The sequence below is a fragment of the Nocardiopsis sp. LDBS0036 genome (genome assembly GCF_041228755.1).
Classification (GTDB): domain Bacteria; phylum Actinomycetota; class Actinomycetes; order Streptosporangiales; family Streptosporangiaceae; genus Nocardiopsis; species Nocardiopsis dassonvillei.
Map to the genome: position 1 here is coordinate 5,156,693 of NZ_CP141103.1, position 15,633 is coordinate 5,172,325.

15 protein-coding genes and 1 pseudogene are annotated in these 15,633 nt (G+C 71.8%); 8 read left to right on the forward strand and 8 right to left on the reverse strand.

Features of this window, described 5'->3' with window-relative positions; translation table 11 throughout:
* Positions 1-108: 108 nt before the first annotated feature.
* Both UIS43_RS22080 and UIS43_RS22085 read left to right on the forward strand, forming a co-directional pair.
* Positions 109-828 carry a lytic transglycosylase domain-containing protein gene (locus tag UIS43_RS22080; protein ID WP_370011535.1) on the forward strand — a complete coding sequence of 240 codons (720 nt, stop codon included), beginning with the start codon at positions 109-111 and terminating at the stop codon, positions 826-828.
* Positions 829-886: 58 nt separating this feature from the next.
* The gene (locus UIS43_RS22085) at positions 887-1,525 is read left to right on the forward strand and encodes a transglycosylase SLT domain-containing protein (protein WP_019608589.1); all 639 of its coding nucleotides are present in this window, start codon (positions 887-889) and stop codon (positions 1,523-1,525) included.
* Between the two features lie 121 nt (positions 1,526-1,646).
* Here the strand turns inward: UIS43_RS22085 and UIS43_RS22090 are convergent, their stop codons facing one another.
* The 5 genes from UIS43_RS22090 to UIS43_RS22110 all read right to left on the reverse strand — a co-directional run bounded on the left by UIS43_RS22090 (position 1,647) and on the right by UIS43_RS22110 (position 7,054).
* On the reverse strand, positions 1,647-3,671 hold the full coding sequence (locus tag UIS43_RS22090; protein ID WP_370011537.1) for a serine/threonine-protein kinase: 2,025 nt from the start codon (positions 3,669-3,671) through the stop codon (positions 1,647-1,649).
* A gap of 218 nt (positions 3,672-3,889) precedes the next feature.
* Positions 3,890-5,278: an aspartate ammonia-lyase gene (locus UIS43_RS22095; protein WP_013151165.1), complete on the reverse strand. Its 1,389-nt coding sequence runs from the start codon at positions 5,276-5,278 to the stop codon at positions 3,890-3,892.
* A gap of 158 nt (positions 5,279-5,436) precedes the next feature.
* Entirely contained in the window at positions 5,437-6,027 is a 591-nt protein-coding gene (locus UIS43_RS22100; protein ID WP_041552148.1) for a DUF1707 domain-containing protein, read from the reverse strand.
* Between the two features lie 218 nt (positions 6,028-6,245).
* Positions 6,246-6,674: an RNHCP domain-containing protein gene (locus tag UIS43_RS22105; protein WP_081461683.1), complete on the reverse strand. Its 429-nt coding sequence runs from the start codon at positions 6,672-6,674 to the stop codon at positions 6,246-6,248.
* The gene (locus tag UIS43_RS22110; RefSeq protein WP_071621280.1) at positions 6,671-7,054 is read right to left on the reverse strand and encodes an RNHCP domain-containing protein; all 384 of its coding nucleotides are present in this window, start codon (positions 7,052-7,054) and stop codon (positions 6,671-6,673) included. The genes UIS43_RS22105 and UIS43_RS22110 overlap by 4 nt, the downstream gene beginning before the upstream one ends.
* A 455-nt stretch (positions 7,055-7,509) precedes the next feature.
* Here UIS43_RS22110 and UIS43_RS22115 point away from each other — a divergent pair, with 455 nt between their 5' ends.
* Positions 7,510-8,742: an RNA-guided endonuclease TnpB family protein gene (locus UIS43_RS22115; RefSeq protein ID WP_013151169.1), complete on the forward strand. Its 1,233-nt coding sequence runs from the start codon at positions 7,510-7,512 to the stop codon at positions 8,740-8,742.
* Positions 8,743-8,774: 32 nt separating this feature from the next.
* Positions 8,775-9,302 (forward strand): annotated as a pseudogene (locus UIS43_RS22120) (ABC transporter permease); the annotation flags it as partial.
* A gap of 72 nt (positions 9,303-9,374) precedes the next feature.
* On the opposite strand, the gene UIS43_RS22125 reads toward UIS43_RS22120, so the two are convergent.
* Positions 9,375-11,039 carry a hypothetical protein gene (locus UIS43_RS22125; RefSeq protein WP_370011540.1) on the reverse strand — a complete coding sequence of 555 codons (1,665 nt, stop codon included), beginning with the start codon at positions 11,037-11,039 and terminating at the stop codon, positions 9,375-9,377.
* Between the two features lie 199 nt (positions 11,040-11,238).
* Positions 11,239-12,279: a class II fructose-bisphosphatase gene (gene glpX, locus UIS43_RS22130; RefSeq protein WP_013151171.1), complete on the reverse strand. Its 1,041-nt coding sequence runs from the start codon at positions 12,277-12,279 to the stop codon at positions 11,239-11,241.
* A 154-nt stretch (positions 12,280-12,433) separates the two neighbouring features.
* Between glpX and UIS43_RS22135 the strand changes: the two genes are divergently transcribed.
* From UIS43_RS22135 to trxA, 4 genes are all read left to right on the forward strand, one after another.
* A complete protein-coding gene (locus UIS43_RS22135) occupies positions 12,434-13,033 on the forward strand; it encodes a TetR/AcrR family transcriptional regulator (RefSeq protein WP_013151172.1) in 600 nt (199 codons plus the stop codon).
* Between the two features lie 50 nt (positions 13,034-13,083).
* Positions 13,084-13,638 carry a DUF4245 domain-containing protein gene (locus UIS43_RS22140; protein WP_013151173.1) on the forward strand — a complete coding sequence of 185 codons (555 nt, stop codon included), beginning with the start codon at positions 13,084-13,086 and terminating at the stop codon, positions 13,636-13,638.
* 81 nt (positions 13,639-13,719) lie between these two features.
* Positions 13,720-14,136 carry a MerR family transcriptional regulator gene (locus UIS43_RS22145; RefSeq protein WP_013151174.1) on the forward strand — a complete coding sequence of 139 codons (417 nt, stop codon included), beginning with the start codon at positions 13,720-13,722 and terminating at the stop codon, positions 14,134-14,136.
* Positions 14,136-14,483, forward strand: coding sequence for a thioredoxin (gene trxA / locus UIS43_RS22150; protein WP_013151175.1), 348 nt, complete (start codon positions 14,136-14,138; stop codon positions 14,481-14,483). The genes UIS43_RS22145 and trxA overlap by 1 nt, the downstream gene beginning before the upstream one ends.
* Before the next feature lie 134 nt (positions 14,484-14,617).
* Here the strand turns inward: trxA and UIS43_RS22155 are convergent, their stop codons facing one another.
* Positions 14,618-15,589: a 4-hydroxy-3-methylbut-2-enyl diphosphate reductase gene (locus UIS43_RS22155; RefSeq protein ID WP_174546873.1), complete on the reverse strand. Its 972-nt coding sequence runs from the start codon at positions 15,587-15,589 to the stop codon at positions 14,618-14,620.
* Positions 15,590-15,633 lie beyond the last annotated feature (44 nt).

Here is a 15,633-nt window from a genome sequence, read left to right on the forward strand (position 1 = left end):
CTACCCCTTCCCTCGCGCGCGACACCCCGGGCCACGTGGTCAGCGGCGGCGAACTCTCACACACGCGGACCCCGTGGGGCGCGTGTGCGTCTACGCGAAAGGGCGATTTTGCTACTCAACCTCATCTCACTGCGACATGCGGGCGCCGTCGGCGCCGCGACCCTCGTCGCCGGCGGCACCTTCTCGGTCGCCGCGTTCGCCCAGAGCGACGCGGCAGACCCGAGCCAGCTCGCCTCCGCCGCGGTGGTCCCCGACCAGCGGTCGGCGGCGAGCGGCGACGGCGGGTCCGACCGGCCCGAGGACTTCTTCGCCGCGCAGGCCGGGCAGAGCGACCAGGAGCGCCAGACCCAGCGCGAGGAGAGCATGGAGCAGGCCAGGGCGGCCGTCGACGGGGCCGTCCGCGCCGACAGCGGGACGGCCAGCGACATCGCCGAGCCCGAGCCCGAACCCGAGGAGGAGCCCGAGGCCGACACCTCCGGCGGTTCCGACTCCTCCGGCGGCGGATCCGCCGGGTCGGCCCCCTCCGGCGACCCCAAGGACATCGCGCTCCAGATGGTCCTGGACGAGGGCTGGGCCGCCAGCGAGTTCCACGACTGCCTGGAGCCGCTGTGGGAGAAGGAGAGCAACTGGAACCACACGGCCGAGAACCCCAGTTCGGGCGCCTACGGCATCCCGCAGTCCCTGCCGGGCGACAAGATGGCCTCCCACGGCTCCGACTGGCGGACCAACCCGGCCACGCAGATCGCCTGGGGCATCGACTACATCAAGGACCGCTACGGAAACCCCTGCGGCGCCTGGTCCCACTCCCAGGCCAACAACTGGTATTAATAGGGCTTTCCCTGCCAATAACCCCCTCTTGGGAAAGGCAATCGTGCTAATCAACCGAATGTCGCTGCGTAGTACGGCGGCGGTCGGTGCGGCGACCCTCGTCGCGGGTGCGACCTTCGCCGTCACCGCGTTCGCGGATGACGAGCTCGATCCGGACACGGTGGCCAGCGCCGCCATTCCGGAGACCGAGGAACCCGCCGCCGACACCGAAGCCGGGGAGGAGTCGTTCTTCTCCGAGCAGTTGTCCCAGGAAGAACTCCAGACCCTGCGCAGTCAGGCTCAGGAGCAGCGTGACGCGGCTCTCACCGAAGGGGTCCTGACGGCCCAGGTCGAGGGAAGCGACATCGAGGAGGAGGAAGAGGAGGAAGAGGAGGAGGAGACTCCCGTCTTCACCGGCGACCCCAAGGGCATCGCCCTCCAGATGGTCACCGACCAGGGCTGGGCCGCCAGCGAGTTCCACGACTGCCTCGAGCCCCTGTGGCAGAAGGAGAGCAACTGGAACCCCAGCGCGCAGAACCCCAGTTCGGGCGCCTACGGCATCCCCCAGTCGCTGCCGGGCGACAAGATGGCCACCCACGGCGACGACTGGCAGACCAACCCGGCCACGCAGATCGCCTGGGGCATCGACTACATCAAGGGCCGCTACGGCACTCCCTGCGAGGCCTGGGCCCACTCCCAGTCCGTCGGCTGGTACTGACCCGCCGGGGCGCCCCCTGACGGAGGGCGCCGTCTCCGGTGCACACGCGAGACGCGGGGGCCGTTCCCTTCCGGAACGGCCCCCGTCGTGCCGGGTCCGCCGCGGTCGGCGGGCGGCGCGCTCACAGCAGCGGGTCGAACGTCTCCATGACGTCCTCGTGCAGGTCGTCGTAGTAGTCGGCGTCCTCGCGCGGAACGTTCACGCTGACCAGGTAGAACACCCGGTCGCCCTCGTGCTCTGTGCTGATCGCGTAGGCCCAGAAGCGCCGTTCCTGGCTCGCCCAGGTCTCGTTGACGAGGTCGGACTCCACCAGGGCGACGTCCCAGCCCTCCTCGAAGTCGCCGTCGTCGAACTCCTCCAGCTCCAGCTGCGTGTAGCCGGTGGTGACGTCACCCTCGACCTTCGTCCCGCCGTTGGTGTCCTCCAGGTACTCGGCGCTCGTCCCGGTGAACTCCTGCTCGGTCCAGCCGGTCACCCACACCTGGTGGTCGCTGCCCGGCGCGACGAACACCGCCAGCGTGTTCTCGATCTCACTGTCGTCCACCTGCCACCCGGCCGGGTAGTCCACGTGGAACCACTGCGACCGGAAGGTCTCCAGCTCGTCGTAGGACGGCGGCTCCCCGTTCTCGTCCCCGCCGCCGGTCTGGCCGCCCTCGCCCCGGCCCTCACCGCCGCCGCTGCCGGCACCGCCCTCGTCCCCGCCGACGGAGGCGGAGGGCTCCGCCGGCGGCCGCGCGCTCTCGGACGCCGACAGCGCCTCGGAGGCACCGTCCTCGGCCTCGGCTCCGGCGAACAGGGTGGCACCGACCACGGCAACGCCGCCGATCAGCGTCAGGACCACCACCGCGGCGCCCACGCCGACGAGGAGCCTGGTGTTCCCCGAGCCCGAGCCCGGACGCGCGCCGCCGTGGCCGCCCGAGTGGAGCGGGACGCCCGGACCCCCGGGTCCACCCGGGCCACGGCCCGTGCCGCCGAGACCGCCTCCCGCGGAGTGGGGCGGCCGGTGCTGGTGGACCGTGCGGTGCCCGTGCGCGAAGGGCGACGCGGGCGTCACCGGGTCGGCCGGTCCGCCCCGCGGCAGGCGCTGCCCCGTCATCGGGCCCTGAGGCAGCGGGGTCCGCGTGTGGGGGTAGCCGCCCCGCGGCCCCGTGCCGGGGTGGCCACCGCTCGGCGTGTGGTGGGGGCTCTGCCGACCGCTGACGCCGGGTGTCGTGTGCGGGCCGCTGCCGGAGGCCGGGGTACCGTCCGCGAACGCGCCCGCCCCCGCGGCTCCCACGGCGCCCGCCGCGCCGAAGCCGCCGCTGTCGTCGCCGCCCGCGTTCGGCCCGCCGCGCTCGCGCAGCAGCGCCAGCGCCCCGTCCGCGCTCAGCCTGCGCTCCGGGTCGCGCTCCAGCAGACCGGAGATGACCGGCTCCAGCCACCCGGCGCGCGTCATCGGCGGCAGCGGCGCGGACATCACCGCCGCGATCGCCGCGGTGATGCTGTCGCGGCGGAACGGGGAGGTGCCCTCGACCGCCGCGAACAGGGTCACGCCGATGCTCCACAGGTCGCCCCGGTGCTCGGCCGGACCGCCCGCCAGCCGCTCGGGCGGCATGTACTCGGGGGAGCCGATCAGCGCGCCGGTGCGGGTGATGCTCGGCCCGCCCTCCATCGTCGCGATGCCGAAGTCGGTGAGGATCACCCGGCCGTCCAGGGACGTCATGATGTTGCCCGGCTTGATGTCGCGGTGCAGGACCCCGGCCGCGTTCGCGGCCCGCACGGCGCGCAGCAGCGACCCGGCGATCTCCGCGACCTCGTCCGGAGGCAGGGCGCCCCGCTCGTCGAGCCGGTCCTGGAGGGACCCGCCCTCGACCAGCTCCATGACCACCCACGGGTTGCCGTCGTACTCGAAGACGTCGTGGATGGTGATCACCGTGGGGTGGCTGATCCGCGCGGCGGAGCGCGCCTCGCGCCGGACCCGGCCGTGGGCGTCCGCCCGCTCGGAGTCGGTGAAGTGGTCGGGAAGCAGCACCTGCTTGATCGCGACGTCGCGGTCCAGCGTCGGGTCGAAGGCCTGCCAGACCACCCCCATACCGCCGCGGCCGAGTTCACGGCGCAGGACGTAGCGGTCCGCGACGATGCGTTCACTGCCGCTGTTGCTCGACATGTACTGCCCTCTCGAAGGCGGGCTTCCAAGGTGCTCTGTTCAAGAATGTCGGACGCCTCCCGCACCCGGAAGGTTCCTGGTCCGGGCCCTTCGCGGCCGGGTGAGACACAACCGCGACCCGTGCGCACCGTGCGCCCCGCCCGGAACACGACCGCCCCGTCCGGCGCGCGCACGGGGCACCCCGCGTGCGGGGTGCCCCGTGGCGGAACGGCTCCGGACTACTGGGAGTTGGTCATCCGCAGCACGTCGAGGGCCTCGTCCAGCTGCGCCTCGGTGAGCTTGCCGTCCTCGACGTATCCGCGCTCGATGACCACCTCGCGGATGGTCTTCTTCTCCTTCAGCGACTGCTTGGCGACCTTGGAGGCCTCCTCGTAGCCGATGTAGCGGTTGAGCGGGGTCACGATCGACGGCGAGGACTCGGCGTAGACGCGGCACTGCTCGACGTTGGCCTCGATACCGGACACGCAGCGGTCCGCGAACACGCGCGAGACGTTGGAGAGCAGGCGGATCGACTCCAGCACGTTGCGGGCGATCATCGGCAGCTGCACGTTCAGCTCGAAGTTGCCGCTCGCGCCGCCGAAGGCCACCGCGGCGTCGTTGCCGACGACCTGCGAGGTCACCTGGAGCACGGCCTCGCACAGGACCGGGTTGACCTTGCCCGGCATGATCGAGGAGCCGGGCTGGAGGTCGGGCAGGAGGATCTCGCCCAGGCCCGTGGTCGGGCCCGAGCCCATCCAGCGGATGTCGTTGGCGATCTTGGCGAAGCCGACCGCGATGGTCCGCAGCTGGCCGGACAGCTCGACCAGGCCGTCGCGGGCGCCCTGCGCCTCGAAGTGGTCGCGGGCCTCGGTCAGCGGCAGGCCGGTGTGCTCGGCGATCTCGGCGATGACCCGGGCGGAGAAGCCCTCGGGGGTGTTGATGCCGGTGCCCACGGCGGTGCCGCCCAGCGGCAGCTCGGCCACGCGCGGCAGGACGGCCTCCAGGCGCTCCACGCCGTAGCGCACCTGGGCGGCGTACCCGGCGAACTCCTGGCCCAGGGTGACCGGGGTGGCGTCCATGAGGTGGGTGCGGCCGCTCTTGACCACGGAGGCGAACTCGGTCGCCTTGGCGCCGAGCGCCTCCTCCAGGTGCCGCAGCGCCGGGACCAGGTCGTTCTGCACGGCGGAGGTGGCGGCGATGTGGATGGAGGAGGGGAACACGTCGTTGGAGGACTGCGACGCGTTGACGTGGTCGTTGGGGTGCACCGGGGCCCCGAGGCGCTCGGTGGCCAGCGTCGCCACGACCTCGTTGGTGTTCATGTTGCTGGAGGTGCCCGAGCCGGTCTGGAAGACGTCGATCGGGAACTCGTCGTTCCACCTGCCCTCGGCGACCTCCAGGGCGGCCTCCCGGATCGCCTTGCCCAGGTCGTCGCTGATGACGCCGAGCTCGGCGTTGACCTTGGCCGCGGCGGCCTTGATCTGGCCGAGGGCGGCGATGTGCGCGCCCTCCAGGCCCTGGCCGGAGATCGGGAAGTTCTCGACGGCACGCTGCGTCTGGGCCCTCCACTTGGCCTCGGCCGGAACCCTGACCTCACCCATCGAGTCGTGCTCGATACGGAACTCGCTCATTGCAACCCAACTCTCCCTGGGAAAACCTGTGAGCCCCAGATTGCCAGACGCACCGGAGCACACCGCCACCTCACCCGGGGTTGGCGGTGTTGCGCGCGTCATGTTGACACCGTCGCCGCCCCCCGTGCCCGGTCGGCGGTCCCCGCAGGTCGGCGCGGTCAGGCCCCGATGCCGCGTCGGCGATCGCGGCGGCGCCAGCCCAGGAGGCGGCGCCTCCTGGGGGCGCGCACGCGCACCACGCCGAACAGGGAGAACCCGTCGATCTCCAGCACGGGGGGATGGGACAGCTCGGAGCGGCGCGCGGTGGTGGTGCGCCTGCCCAGGAACGACCAGCCGGTCATCCGCACCTCGACGCCCTCGGGGACGTCGATCTCCACGCGGCCCAGGACGGCGGTCACGGTCATGCGGTGGTGGTTGTGCATCAGGAGCGCCTCGCGCATGTCCACCTCGACCCTGCCGACCAGCGCCACGGCCAGCTCGTCGGGATAGGCCACCCAGCGGCCCCTGCGCTCGGCCCTGCCGAACAGACCCAGAACGGGCTGGCGGTCCAGGCGGATGGGCTGCTGCTCGGCGGGGAGGAGGTCGGCGGTGATCCCGGGCAGCTCGCCCAGGGTCCGGGCCTCGTGCGCGAGGGAGGAGCGCTCCTCGAACTCCTCCAGGTCCAGACGGCCGTCGGCGGCGGCCTCGCGCAGGACCCGCAGGACCCGTTCGCGGTCGGTGTTGGAGGCGCGGAGCCGATCGGGGGACACTTCCTCACTCACACCGCCCACACTAGGCGAAACCCCGGGCCGGTCGCCCGTCCGGGGAGCACCGCGCGTCGGCGCGTCCGGGGAGCGCTCCGCGTCCGCCCGCCCGGGCTCACGGGCGGACTCCGGCCGGAAGGCGCGGCGCCCCGGCCCGAGCGGAAAGCGCGGCGGGCCGGACCCGGACGGGGCGGAAAGCCCTGCGGCCCCCGCCCCGTCCGCCGTCACAGGTCCATCAGCGCCCGCCGAGCGACCGCGTCGGAGGCGGCGGCCAGCGGCCGGACCGCCACCCTGACCAGCGCGCGGGCGTTGTCGTCGCCCGCCACGCGGTTGGAGCCGAGCTCACCGCACCGCACGCAGCGGTGGACGATCATCCACTCCCCGTCCGGCCGCGCCGCCATGCTCAGCGCGTCCATCGCGCCCCGGCAGCCGGACGCGCGGTCGCCGGGGACCCGCAGGTCCACGTGCAGGCTGGTCAGGCAGTGCGGACAGTGGTTGCGGTGGGCCGTCCCCGGCGCGCGGGCCGGGATCTCCAGACGGCACCGCACACAGCGGAACGAACCCGCGCCGCCCGCCTCGCCGTGGGCGTGCAGCACGGTCTTGGGGCGCTGGGGACGCCTGGTGACACGGGTGTTGCGTCGGCCCACGCTCACACCTCCCCGAACAGGTCGAGCGGGAAGGGCGGTTCGGCCAGCGGCCGGACCGCGATCCGCATGAGGACGAGGTGGTTGTCGTCCGGTGAGACGGCGCTCTCGGACATCTCGTCGCACACGCCGCAGCGGTGGATGAGCGTCCAGGAGCCGCCGCGCGGTACCGCGACCGAGATCGGGGCCATGCGCCCGCCGCAGTCGGAGGCGCCGCCCCCGGCCCGGTCCAGGACGTGGCGGGAGCTCAGGCAACTCGGGCAGTGGTCGCGCGGTTCCCCGTCGGGACCTAGGCGGGACACGGACAGGCCGCAGCGCACGCAGGCGAAGGCGCCGGTGCGGGTGGCGGAGCGGTGGCCGGAGCGGCCGGAGGAATCGGTGGTGGACACCCGGAAGGTACTCCTTGCTGGGAAAGGGTGGCAGACAGCAGGGAGCAGGCCGAGCGCTTCTCGACGGAAAGGGGCGTGGCCGCCTCAGGCACCCGGGACCCGGGTACGGCGGTGGCACGCGTGACTGTGAGGCGCGCTCGGCGCGTTCCGGGGCATACTCACCCTTTTCCGTCCGGAGTCGTCCTCCGGATTCTCGTTCCTACGGGTCCGGAGGACGATCGTAGGCGGGCGCCCCGGCCGGGACAACGGGTTTTTCCGCCGGTCGGACCGCCCCGCGGGGCCCGCACTGCCCGCAGCGCCGCGGCCGCGCACGGCTCGGCGGGAGTGTTTCCACAGCCGGAGAAACCCGCTGGAAATCCCTCGCCCCCGCTGTCCGAGGAAACGCGCTTTCCTTCTCGTGACTTTGTGTTGGATTCGGCTCACGCGACCGCAGGGCGGTCGCTACGGTATGTGCCATGGCCAGGAAGAGCGTGAAGCGGGCGTTTCGGTACCGCTTCTACCCAACCGATGCGCAGGCGGCTGAGCTGTCGCGCACGTTCGGGTGCGTGCGCCTGGTCTACAACCGCGCCCTGGCCGAACACACCGCCGCCTGGAACACCGAACAGCGGCGGCTCTCATACACCGACTCCTCCGCGGCGCTGACCGTGTGGAAGAGGACCGAGGAGCTGGCCTTCCTTACCGAGGTCTCCTGCGTTCCGCTCCAGCAGACGCTGCGCCACCTGCACACAGCTTTTCGGAACTTCTTCGACCGACGTGCGAAGTACCCGCGGTTCAAGTCCAAGAAGAAGTCCCGGGCCTCAGCGGAGTACACCCGGTCGGGGTTTCGCTACCGAGGCGGGCAGTTGACCCTGGCCAAGATGACCGTCCCACTCGATGTGGTGTGGTCGCGGCCCCTGCCCGAAGGGGCACGGCCGTCCACGGTGACGGTCTCGCGTGACACGGCCGGGCGCTGGTTCGTCTCTCTGCTGTGCGAGGACACCATCACATCGGCCCAGGCCACTCGCGTCGTGGTCGGTGTCGATGCCGGAATCACCTCCGTGGTGACGTTGTCGACGGGGGAGAAGGTGGCCAACCCCCGCCACGAGCAACGCGACCGGGCGAAGCTGGCCCGGGCTCAGCGGGCGCTGTCGCGTAAGGCCAAGGGCAGCACGAACCGGGACAAGGCGCGCCGAAAGGTGGCGCGGGTGCACGCCCGCATCACCGACCGTCGCAGGGACTTCCTGCACAAACTCTCTACTCGACTCGTCCGCGAGAACCAAGCGGTCGTGATCGAGGACCTGGCCGTGCGCAACCTGGTCAAGAATCGCAGACTCGCCCGGGCAATCTCGGACGCGGCCTGGCGTGAGCTGCGCACGATGCTGGAGTACAAGTGCGCCTGGCATGGGCGGGACCTGGTCGTGGTGGACCGGTTCCTCCCCTCCTCCAAGGCGTGCTCGACCCCCGGGTGCGGGTACCTCAATGCGTCGTTGCCGCTGCGTGTAAGGGAGTGGACGTGCCCCGTTTGTGGGGTGGCCCATGACCGGGATGTGAACGCGGCGCTCAATCTCGAAGCCGCCGGGCTGGCGGTGTTGGCCTGTGGAGCTGGTGTGAGACCTCAACGGGAGTCCTTCCGGACGGGGCGACCGGTAATGAAACAGGAAGGCCACGGGGCGACCCGTGACGAGGCCCTGGCCTCGAGTCACCAGTAGGTGGTTCCGGATTCTTCTGCCTTCAGGCGGGAGAAGAAGTCAACAAACGCCGCTTCCTGCACACCTACGAGGGCATCCTCGCCGCCCCCGTGGACGTGCGCGAACTCGTCACCGGCGAGGCGCTGTGGCTGGCGATGCGCTCGGGCGTCTACGGGTGTGTCCCGCTGCTGGTCGCGGTCGGTTTCGGGCTGCGCCCCGGCCCCGGCCTGCTGCTCGTGCCGCTCATCGCCTTCCTCTCCGGGTTCGCCTTCGCGCTCTTCGGGATCTGGATCTCCGCTCTGATCAACTCGGTGCGGTCCATGGACTACGTGTTCAGCGGCCTGTTCACCCCGCTGTTCCTGGTGGCGGGCACGTTCTTCCCCCTCACCGAGCTGCCCGACTGGGTGCGTAACGCGGCCATGGCCAACCCGCTCTACCACTCGGTCGAGCTGATCCGCGGGGTGGTCTTCGGCGACCTCGGGGCCGGAGCGGCGCTGTTCCACCTCGGAGTGCTGCTGGTGTTCGTGGTCCTGATGTGGTTCCTGGCGTGCGCACGGATGAGACGACGCGTGGTCGGCTGAAACCCCCCGCACACGCGGACGGCGCGGGGGACACCGCCTCCCGCGCCGTCCGCGCGCTCACGCCTCCCGCGTCTACTCGCCGCCGCTGGGCGACCAGCGCAGCTCCACGCTGCTGCGCTGTCCCTCCTCGGTGACGCTCAGAGCCAGGCCCACGGCGCCCCACTGGCCGGGGGCCTCCACCTCGCTCTCGGTCAGCACCTGGCGCAGGTCCATGTACCCGGCCATCACCGCCGAGTCCATCTCCTGCATGGTCTGCTGGAAGACCGGGTCGTCGCCCAGGCGCCCCGTGGCGCTGCTCCCCTGGGACACCACCACGGCGTCGCCGTCGGTGCTCACCCCCGGCGGGGTGCTGTAGGAGTCGACGACCGCGCTCTCGACGAAGTCGCCCAGGATCTGCTCGTCACCGCCCACCGCGCGGTACTGGAAGGACGCCTCCCCGCCACCGTTGTAGGAGGACCCGAAGAAGCCCTCCAGGTCCATGTCGGTGACACCGAACGCGGTCGAGGAGCCCAGCAGCTGGGTGAACCCCTCCGGCAGCGGGGCGCCCATCGAGTTGAACTGGCGCTCCATCTCCTGCATCTGGCCGCTGCTCGTCATGAACGGGATCGAGTCGCTCTCGTAGGCGTCGGCCAGCGCCGTGTCCAGGCCGCTGGCGCCCACGGCCATGACCGTGCTCTCGGGCAGCGACTCCATCGCCGCCACGCTCGCCCCCGGCGTCTCGGCCAGCCACGCCAGGTCGGTGCCGTCCACCGTGAGGTCGAAGATGTCCGTGCGCGCCTCCAGGTACTCGCCGTCCACCCGCAGGGACGCGGTCATCCGGCCGCTCAGCTCACCGGTCTCGGCGGCCAGGTCGGCCTCGAACTCGCGGGCGAACTCCTCGACCTCCATCAGACCCGCGAGGTCCGACCACGCCGCGGCCAGGCTGCCGCCGGGCACCTCGGCCATGTCGCCGGAGAAGGTGTCGGCGTCGGCCAGGGGACCGTGCTCCTCCACCTGCGCGTGCAGGTCGGCCAGCGCCGCGTCGGAGGTGGTGAGGAGCGCGAAGTCGTTGATCACCTCGAAGTAGAGGTCGTCGTACTCGCCGCTGAGCCGCTCCAGGTTCTCCTGGGCGAGCCGCTCGTCCTCCACCGCGAGCGCGAACGCCCCGGCCACGCCGGCGCCCTCGCCCAGCTCGGCCTCACCGCTGGCGGGCCACATCGCGAAGCCCACGCGCTGGCCGATCCACTCCTCGACCTCGGACTGCCGCGCCTCGGGGAAGGCGGCCACGAAACCCTCGGCGACCAGCCCCGTCATGTCGCCGTCGGGCTCGTCCATCTCGGCCGTGACCTCGTCGGGGAGCTGGTCCACGAACCGCAACAGCTCCATGGCCTGGGAACCGTCGATGGACAGGTCGATCTTGCCGAACGCGAGCGCGCTGCCCGGGAGCACGTCCTCGGGCTGGGGGCCGCCGAAGCTGACCAGCGAGACGGTGGCCCACACCGTGCCGCCCATGAGGAGGAGCGCGGTGCCCGCGGCGGCCGGGATCAGCCAGCGCCTGTTGCGGCCGCCGCCGGAGGGCGGCGGCACCTGACCGCCGGAGTACTGGCCCCCGGGGAAGGGACCCGCGGGCGGCGGACCGCCGGGCGCGCCCGCGCCGAAGCCCGCGGGGTGCTGGCCGGGAGCCTGGGGCGGAGGGTAACCCTGCCTGGGCGGCTGAGGCTGCCACTGGGGCTGCTGTGGGGGATCGGGGTAGGACATCAAACCTCCGGCGGGGAATTCCTCGGCGCGTGCACCGCGCAACCAACGCCGGGTCTGATGCCGCGTCGACCCGGTGTGGTTCGCGTCCCGTGCCTTTTTCGGTAGGCCGGTGGGGAAGGGGCCCGGTGTCCCGTACCGGCCGGGACGGGACACCGGGGTGGAGCTTTCGCGGAGGTCTTCCGGCGGGGGTGTGACAGCCCTAGACCGACTCGGGCTCCTCACCGCGGTAGGGAGCCGAGGTCAGGTCGACGCCGCTGTAGGAGGCCAGCTTGCCCAGGCGGTGCTCGCTGAGCACCTGGCGGACGGTGCCGCTGCGGCCGCGCATGACCAGGGAGTCGGTGACGACCCGCGCGGACTCGTAGCGGACGCCGCCGACCAGCTCCCCGTCGGTGATGCCGGTCGCGGCGAAGAACACGTCGTCGGACGAGACGAGGTCGTCGGTGCGCAGCACACGGTCCAGGTCGTGCCCGGCGTCGAGCGCCTTGCGGCGCTCCTCCTCGTCCTTGGGCCACAGACGGCCCTGGATGACACCGTCCAGGCACTTCATCGCGCACGCGGTGATGATGCCCTCGGGGGTGCCGCCGATGCCCAGCAGCAGGTCCACACCGGTCCCCGCCCGGGCCGCCATGATCGCTCCGGCCACGTCGCCGTCGCTGATGAACTTGATCCGGGCGCCGGCGTCGCGCACGTCCTGCACGATCTGCTTGTGGCGGGGGCGGTCCAGGATGACGACGGTCACGTCCTGCGGCGACTTGCCCTTGGCGCGGGCCACGGCCCGGACGTTGTCGGCCACGGGAGCGGCGATGTCCACCACGTCGGCGGCCTCGGGACCCGTGGCGAGCTTCTCCATGTAGAACACCGCGGAGGGGTCGAACATGGTGTTGCGCGGACTCATCGCGATCACCGACACGGCGTTGGGCATGCCCATGGCGGTCAGGGTGGTGCCGTCGATCGGGTCGACGGCCACGTCCCAGTCCTGGCCGCCGCCGTCGCCGACCCGCTCGCCGTTGTAGAGCATCGGGGCGTTGTCCTTCTCGCCCTCGCCGATCACCACGGTCCCGTTCATGGACACGGTGCTGATCATGTGCCGCATGCCGCGCACCGCGGCGCCGTCCGCCCCGATCTTGTCACCCTTGCCCACCCAGCGGGCCGCGGCGAGCGCCGCGGTCTCGGTGACGCGCACCAGCTCCAGCGCGAGGTTGCGATCCGGGGCCTTGTGCGGGCTGCTGGACTGCGACATGGACACACCTTCCATCGGGAGAACAGGTCGGGGGCAGGTCTTAGGGTAGTCACCCGACGTGACACCCGCGGGGCCACGGGTACCCCTCGGGGCGGTCCCGGGTGGACGGGGACGGACTACTCTGGCGTGACCCGGACTGGAGTGAGGCGTGACAGTGGACAAGACGGACAGGCCCGCGAGGGTCTCCCCGCGCGGCGCGGCCACCCGCGGCGCCCTGCTCAAGGCGGCCTCCCAGGTCTTTCGCACGGTGGGCTTCGCCAAGGCCGGGGTGAGCGAGGTCGTCGCCGCGGCCGGGGCCAGCGTCGGCAGCCTGTACCACCACTTCAGCGGCAAGGCCGACCTCTACCTCGCCCTGTACGAGGAGTTCCAGCAGCGCCAGCAGGACCGCACCCACCAGGCGGTCGTGCGGGCCCGCTCCGAGGGGGAGAAGGACCCCACGCGGCTGATGAACATCGCCGCCCGCGCCTACCTGCTGGGGTGCATCGAGGAGAGGGAGACCACACGGCTGTTCTTCAGCGGTGACGGTCCCCCCGGGTTCGACTACCAGCTGCGGACCCGGCTCACCCAGTGGACCGACCGCAACGTGGCGCTGTTCCGCAAGGCCGACGAGCCCGTGGACGAGGCCCTGCTCATCGTCGTGAGCGGCGCGATGCTGCTGGCCGTGGCCGAGGTGGTCCAGCGCGAGGACGCCGAGGCCCGCCGACTCGCCGACGACATCACCGGACTGCTCACCCAGCTCGAACCCCGGCGCTAAGCGCACCCCGGGTCCGCGGGGCCCCGGACCTGGGGCAAGCTGGAGACGTCATGAGTGAGTACAGCCGGTCCAGCGCGACCTTCAAGAACTACGCCATCTCCCTCGGGATCATCGTCGGCATCGTCCTGATCATGGCGTTCGTGGTCTCCACGCGCTCGGGCGAGAGCATTCCGTCGGTGGAGTACCGGCCCGACGCCGACGTCCTGCGCGACGCGGCGGACTATCCGGTGACGGTGCCCTCCGCCGACCTGGAGCAGGAGGGGTGGACGCCCACCAGCTCCACGGTGGACGTGTCCGGACCGGTCCAGTGGAGCGTGGGATTCGCCACGGCCGAGGACAGCCACGCCATGGTGACCCAGAGCGACGCCGAACCCGGCGCCGTCCTCGCGGAGAGGGTCCCGGGCGCCGAGCGGGTCGGTACGGTCCAGGTCGACGGCCGCGAGTGGGAGCACCACGCCTCCCAGGACGAGAACGCCCTGGTCCTGCGCGAGGAGGGTGTGACCCTGGTCGTGTTCGGCCCCGCCGACATGGACGAGCTGACCCGTCTGGCCGAGGGCCTGGAGACCGACGCCGACGGTGGCGAGGGGTCCGCGGACGGAGCCTGAGCGGGGAACGCGGGCCCCGGCCGTCTCCGGACGCGCCCGCTTCCTTGCCCTGACGTAGACGTCAGGGTTTACGGTCGTCCCATGCGCATCGGTGAACTCGCCCGACGTACCGGGACCACGGCCCGGGCCCTGCGGTTCTACGAGTCCCAGGGGCTGCTCAGCGCACGGCGCTCGGCCAACGGCTACCGGGACTACGGCGAGGACGACTACCGGCTGGTCAGCGAGATCCTGACCCTCCAGGCCGTCGGCCTCAGCCTCGACGACACCCGTCCGTTCGTCGAGTGCCTGCGCTCGGGCCACGAGACCGGGGACTCCTGCCCCGACTCGGTCGAGGTCTACCGGCGCAGGCTCGCGGAGGTGGACGCCTGCCTGGAGCGGCTCGGCGCGATGCGCGACAGTCTCACGGCCAAGCTGTCCGAGGCCCTGGCCCGCGGGGCCGGGGGCCGCGGGGCGACGGGGCTGTGCACCGGTGAAGCGAACGATCCCGAGGAGCCGTGATGCCGTCCACGAATTCGACCGCCGAGGTGTCCGCGGTCACCGACGCGACCTTCGAACGCGACGTCCTCGACGTCGAGGGCCCCGTCCTGGTGGAGTTCTGGGCGGACTGGTGCCCGCCCTGCCGCATGCTGGCCCCGGTGCTCGACCGGATCGCCGACGAGCGCGCCGGAACGCTCGCCGTCCGCAAGGTCGACGCCGACGACAACCCCCTCACCACACGCGGGCACGGAGTGCTGTCGCTGCCGACGCTGATGCTCTTCCGCGACGGCGAGCCGCTGCTGAAGCTGGTCGGCGCGCGGTCCAGGGCGCGGCTGCTGTCGGAGGTGGACACCGCCCTGCGGGGCTGACCGGGCCAGGGGGAGTACCCGTGGGCACGCTGGGCCCTCTCCCGCCCCAGCACGACGGGGCGCCCGGTCGGTTCCTCCGACCGGGCGCCCCGTGTACCGGCTGTGTGCGCTCCCGGGGTGCGGGGGGCTGTGCGCTACTCGGCGCGCAGGTCGCGGCGCAGTTCCTTGGGCAGCGAGAAGGTCAGCGTCTCGTCGGCGGTGGTCACCGGGGTGACCGTGCCGTAGCCGTGCCCGGCCAGCTTGTCGAGCAGCTCGCGCACCAGGATGTCCGGCACGGAGGCGCCGCTGGTCACGCCGACCGTGGTCACGCCCTCCAGCCAGGAGTCGTCCATCAGCGAGGCGTTGTCGATCAGGTGGGCGGCGTCGGCGCCCGCGTCCAGGGCCACCTCCACCAGGCGGACCGAGTTGGACGAGTTGTCGGATCCGACCACGATGACCAGCTCGCACTCGGGCGCCATCGCCTTGACCGCGTCCTGGCGGTTGGAGGTGGCGTAGCAGATGTCGTCGCTGGGCGGGTCGAGCAGGTTCGGGAACCGCTCGCGCAGGGCGTCCACCGTCTGGGTGGTCTCGTCCACCGAAAGGGTCGTCTGGGAGAGCCACGACACGTTGTCCGGGTTGCGCACCTGGACCTTGTGCACCTCGTCCGGGCTCTCGACGATCTGGATGTGCTCGGGGGCCTCACCGCTGGTGCCCTCGACCTCCTCGTGGCCGATGTGGCCGATGAGGATGATGTCCCGGTCCTCGGCCGCGAAGCGCTTGGCCTCCTTGTGGACCTTGGTGACGAGCGGGCAGGTGGCGTCGATCGTCTTGAGGCTGCGCCTGTGCGCCTCCTCGTGCACGGCCGGGGAGACGCCGTGCGCGGAGAAGACCACGATGGCCCCCTCGGGCACCTCCTCGGTCTCCTCGACGAAGATCGCGCCGCGCTCCTCCAGGGTGCGCACCACGTGGGTGTTGTGCACGATCTGCTTGCGCACGTAGATCGGCGCGCCGTACTGCTCCAGGGCCTTCTCGACGGTGATGACAGCGCGGTCGACACCGGCGCAGTAGCCCCGGGGATTGGCGAGGAGCACACGGCGTTGGTTCGTGGCAGTCGTCATCGCAGTCATGTGTTACATCCTAGGTGGCTTGGGCGGCGTGCGACCCGGGTGTG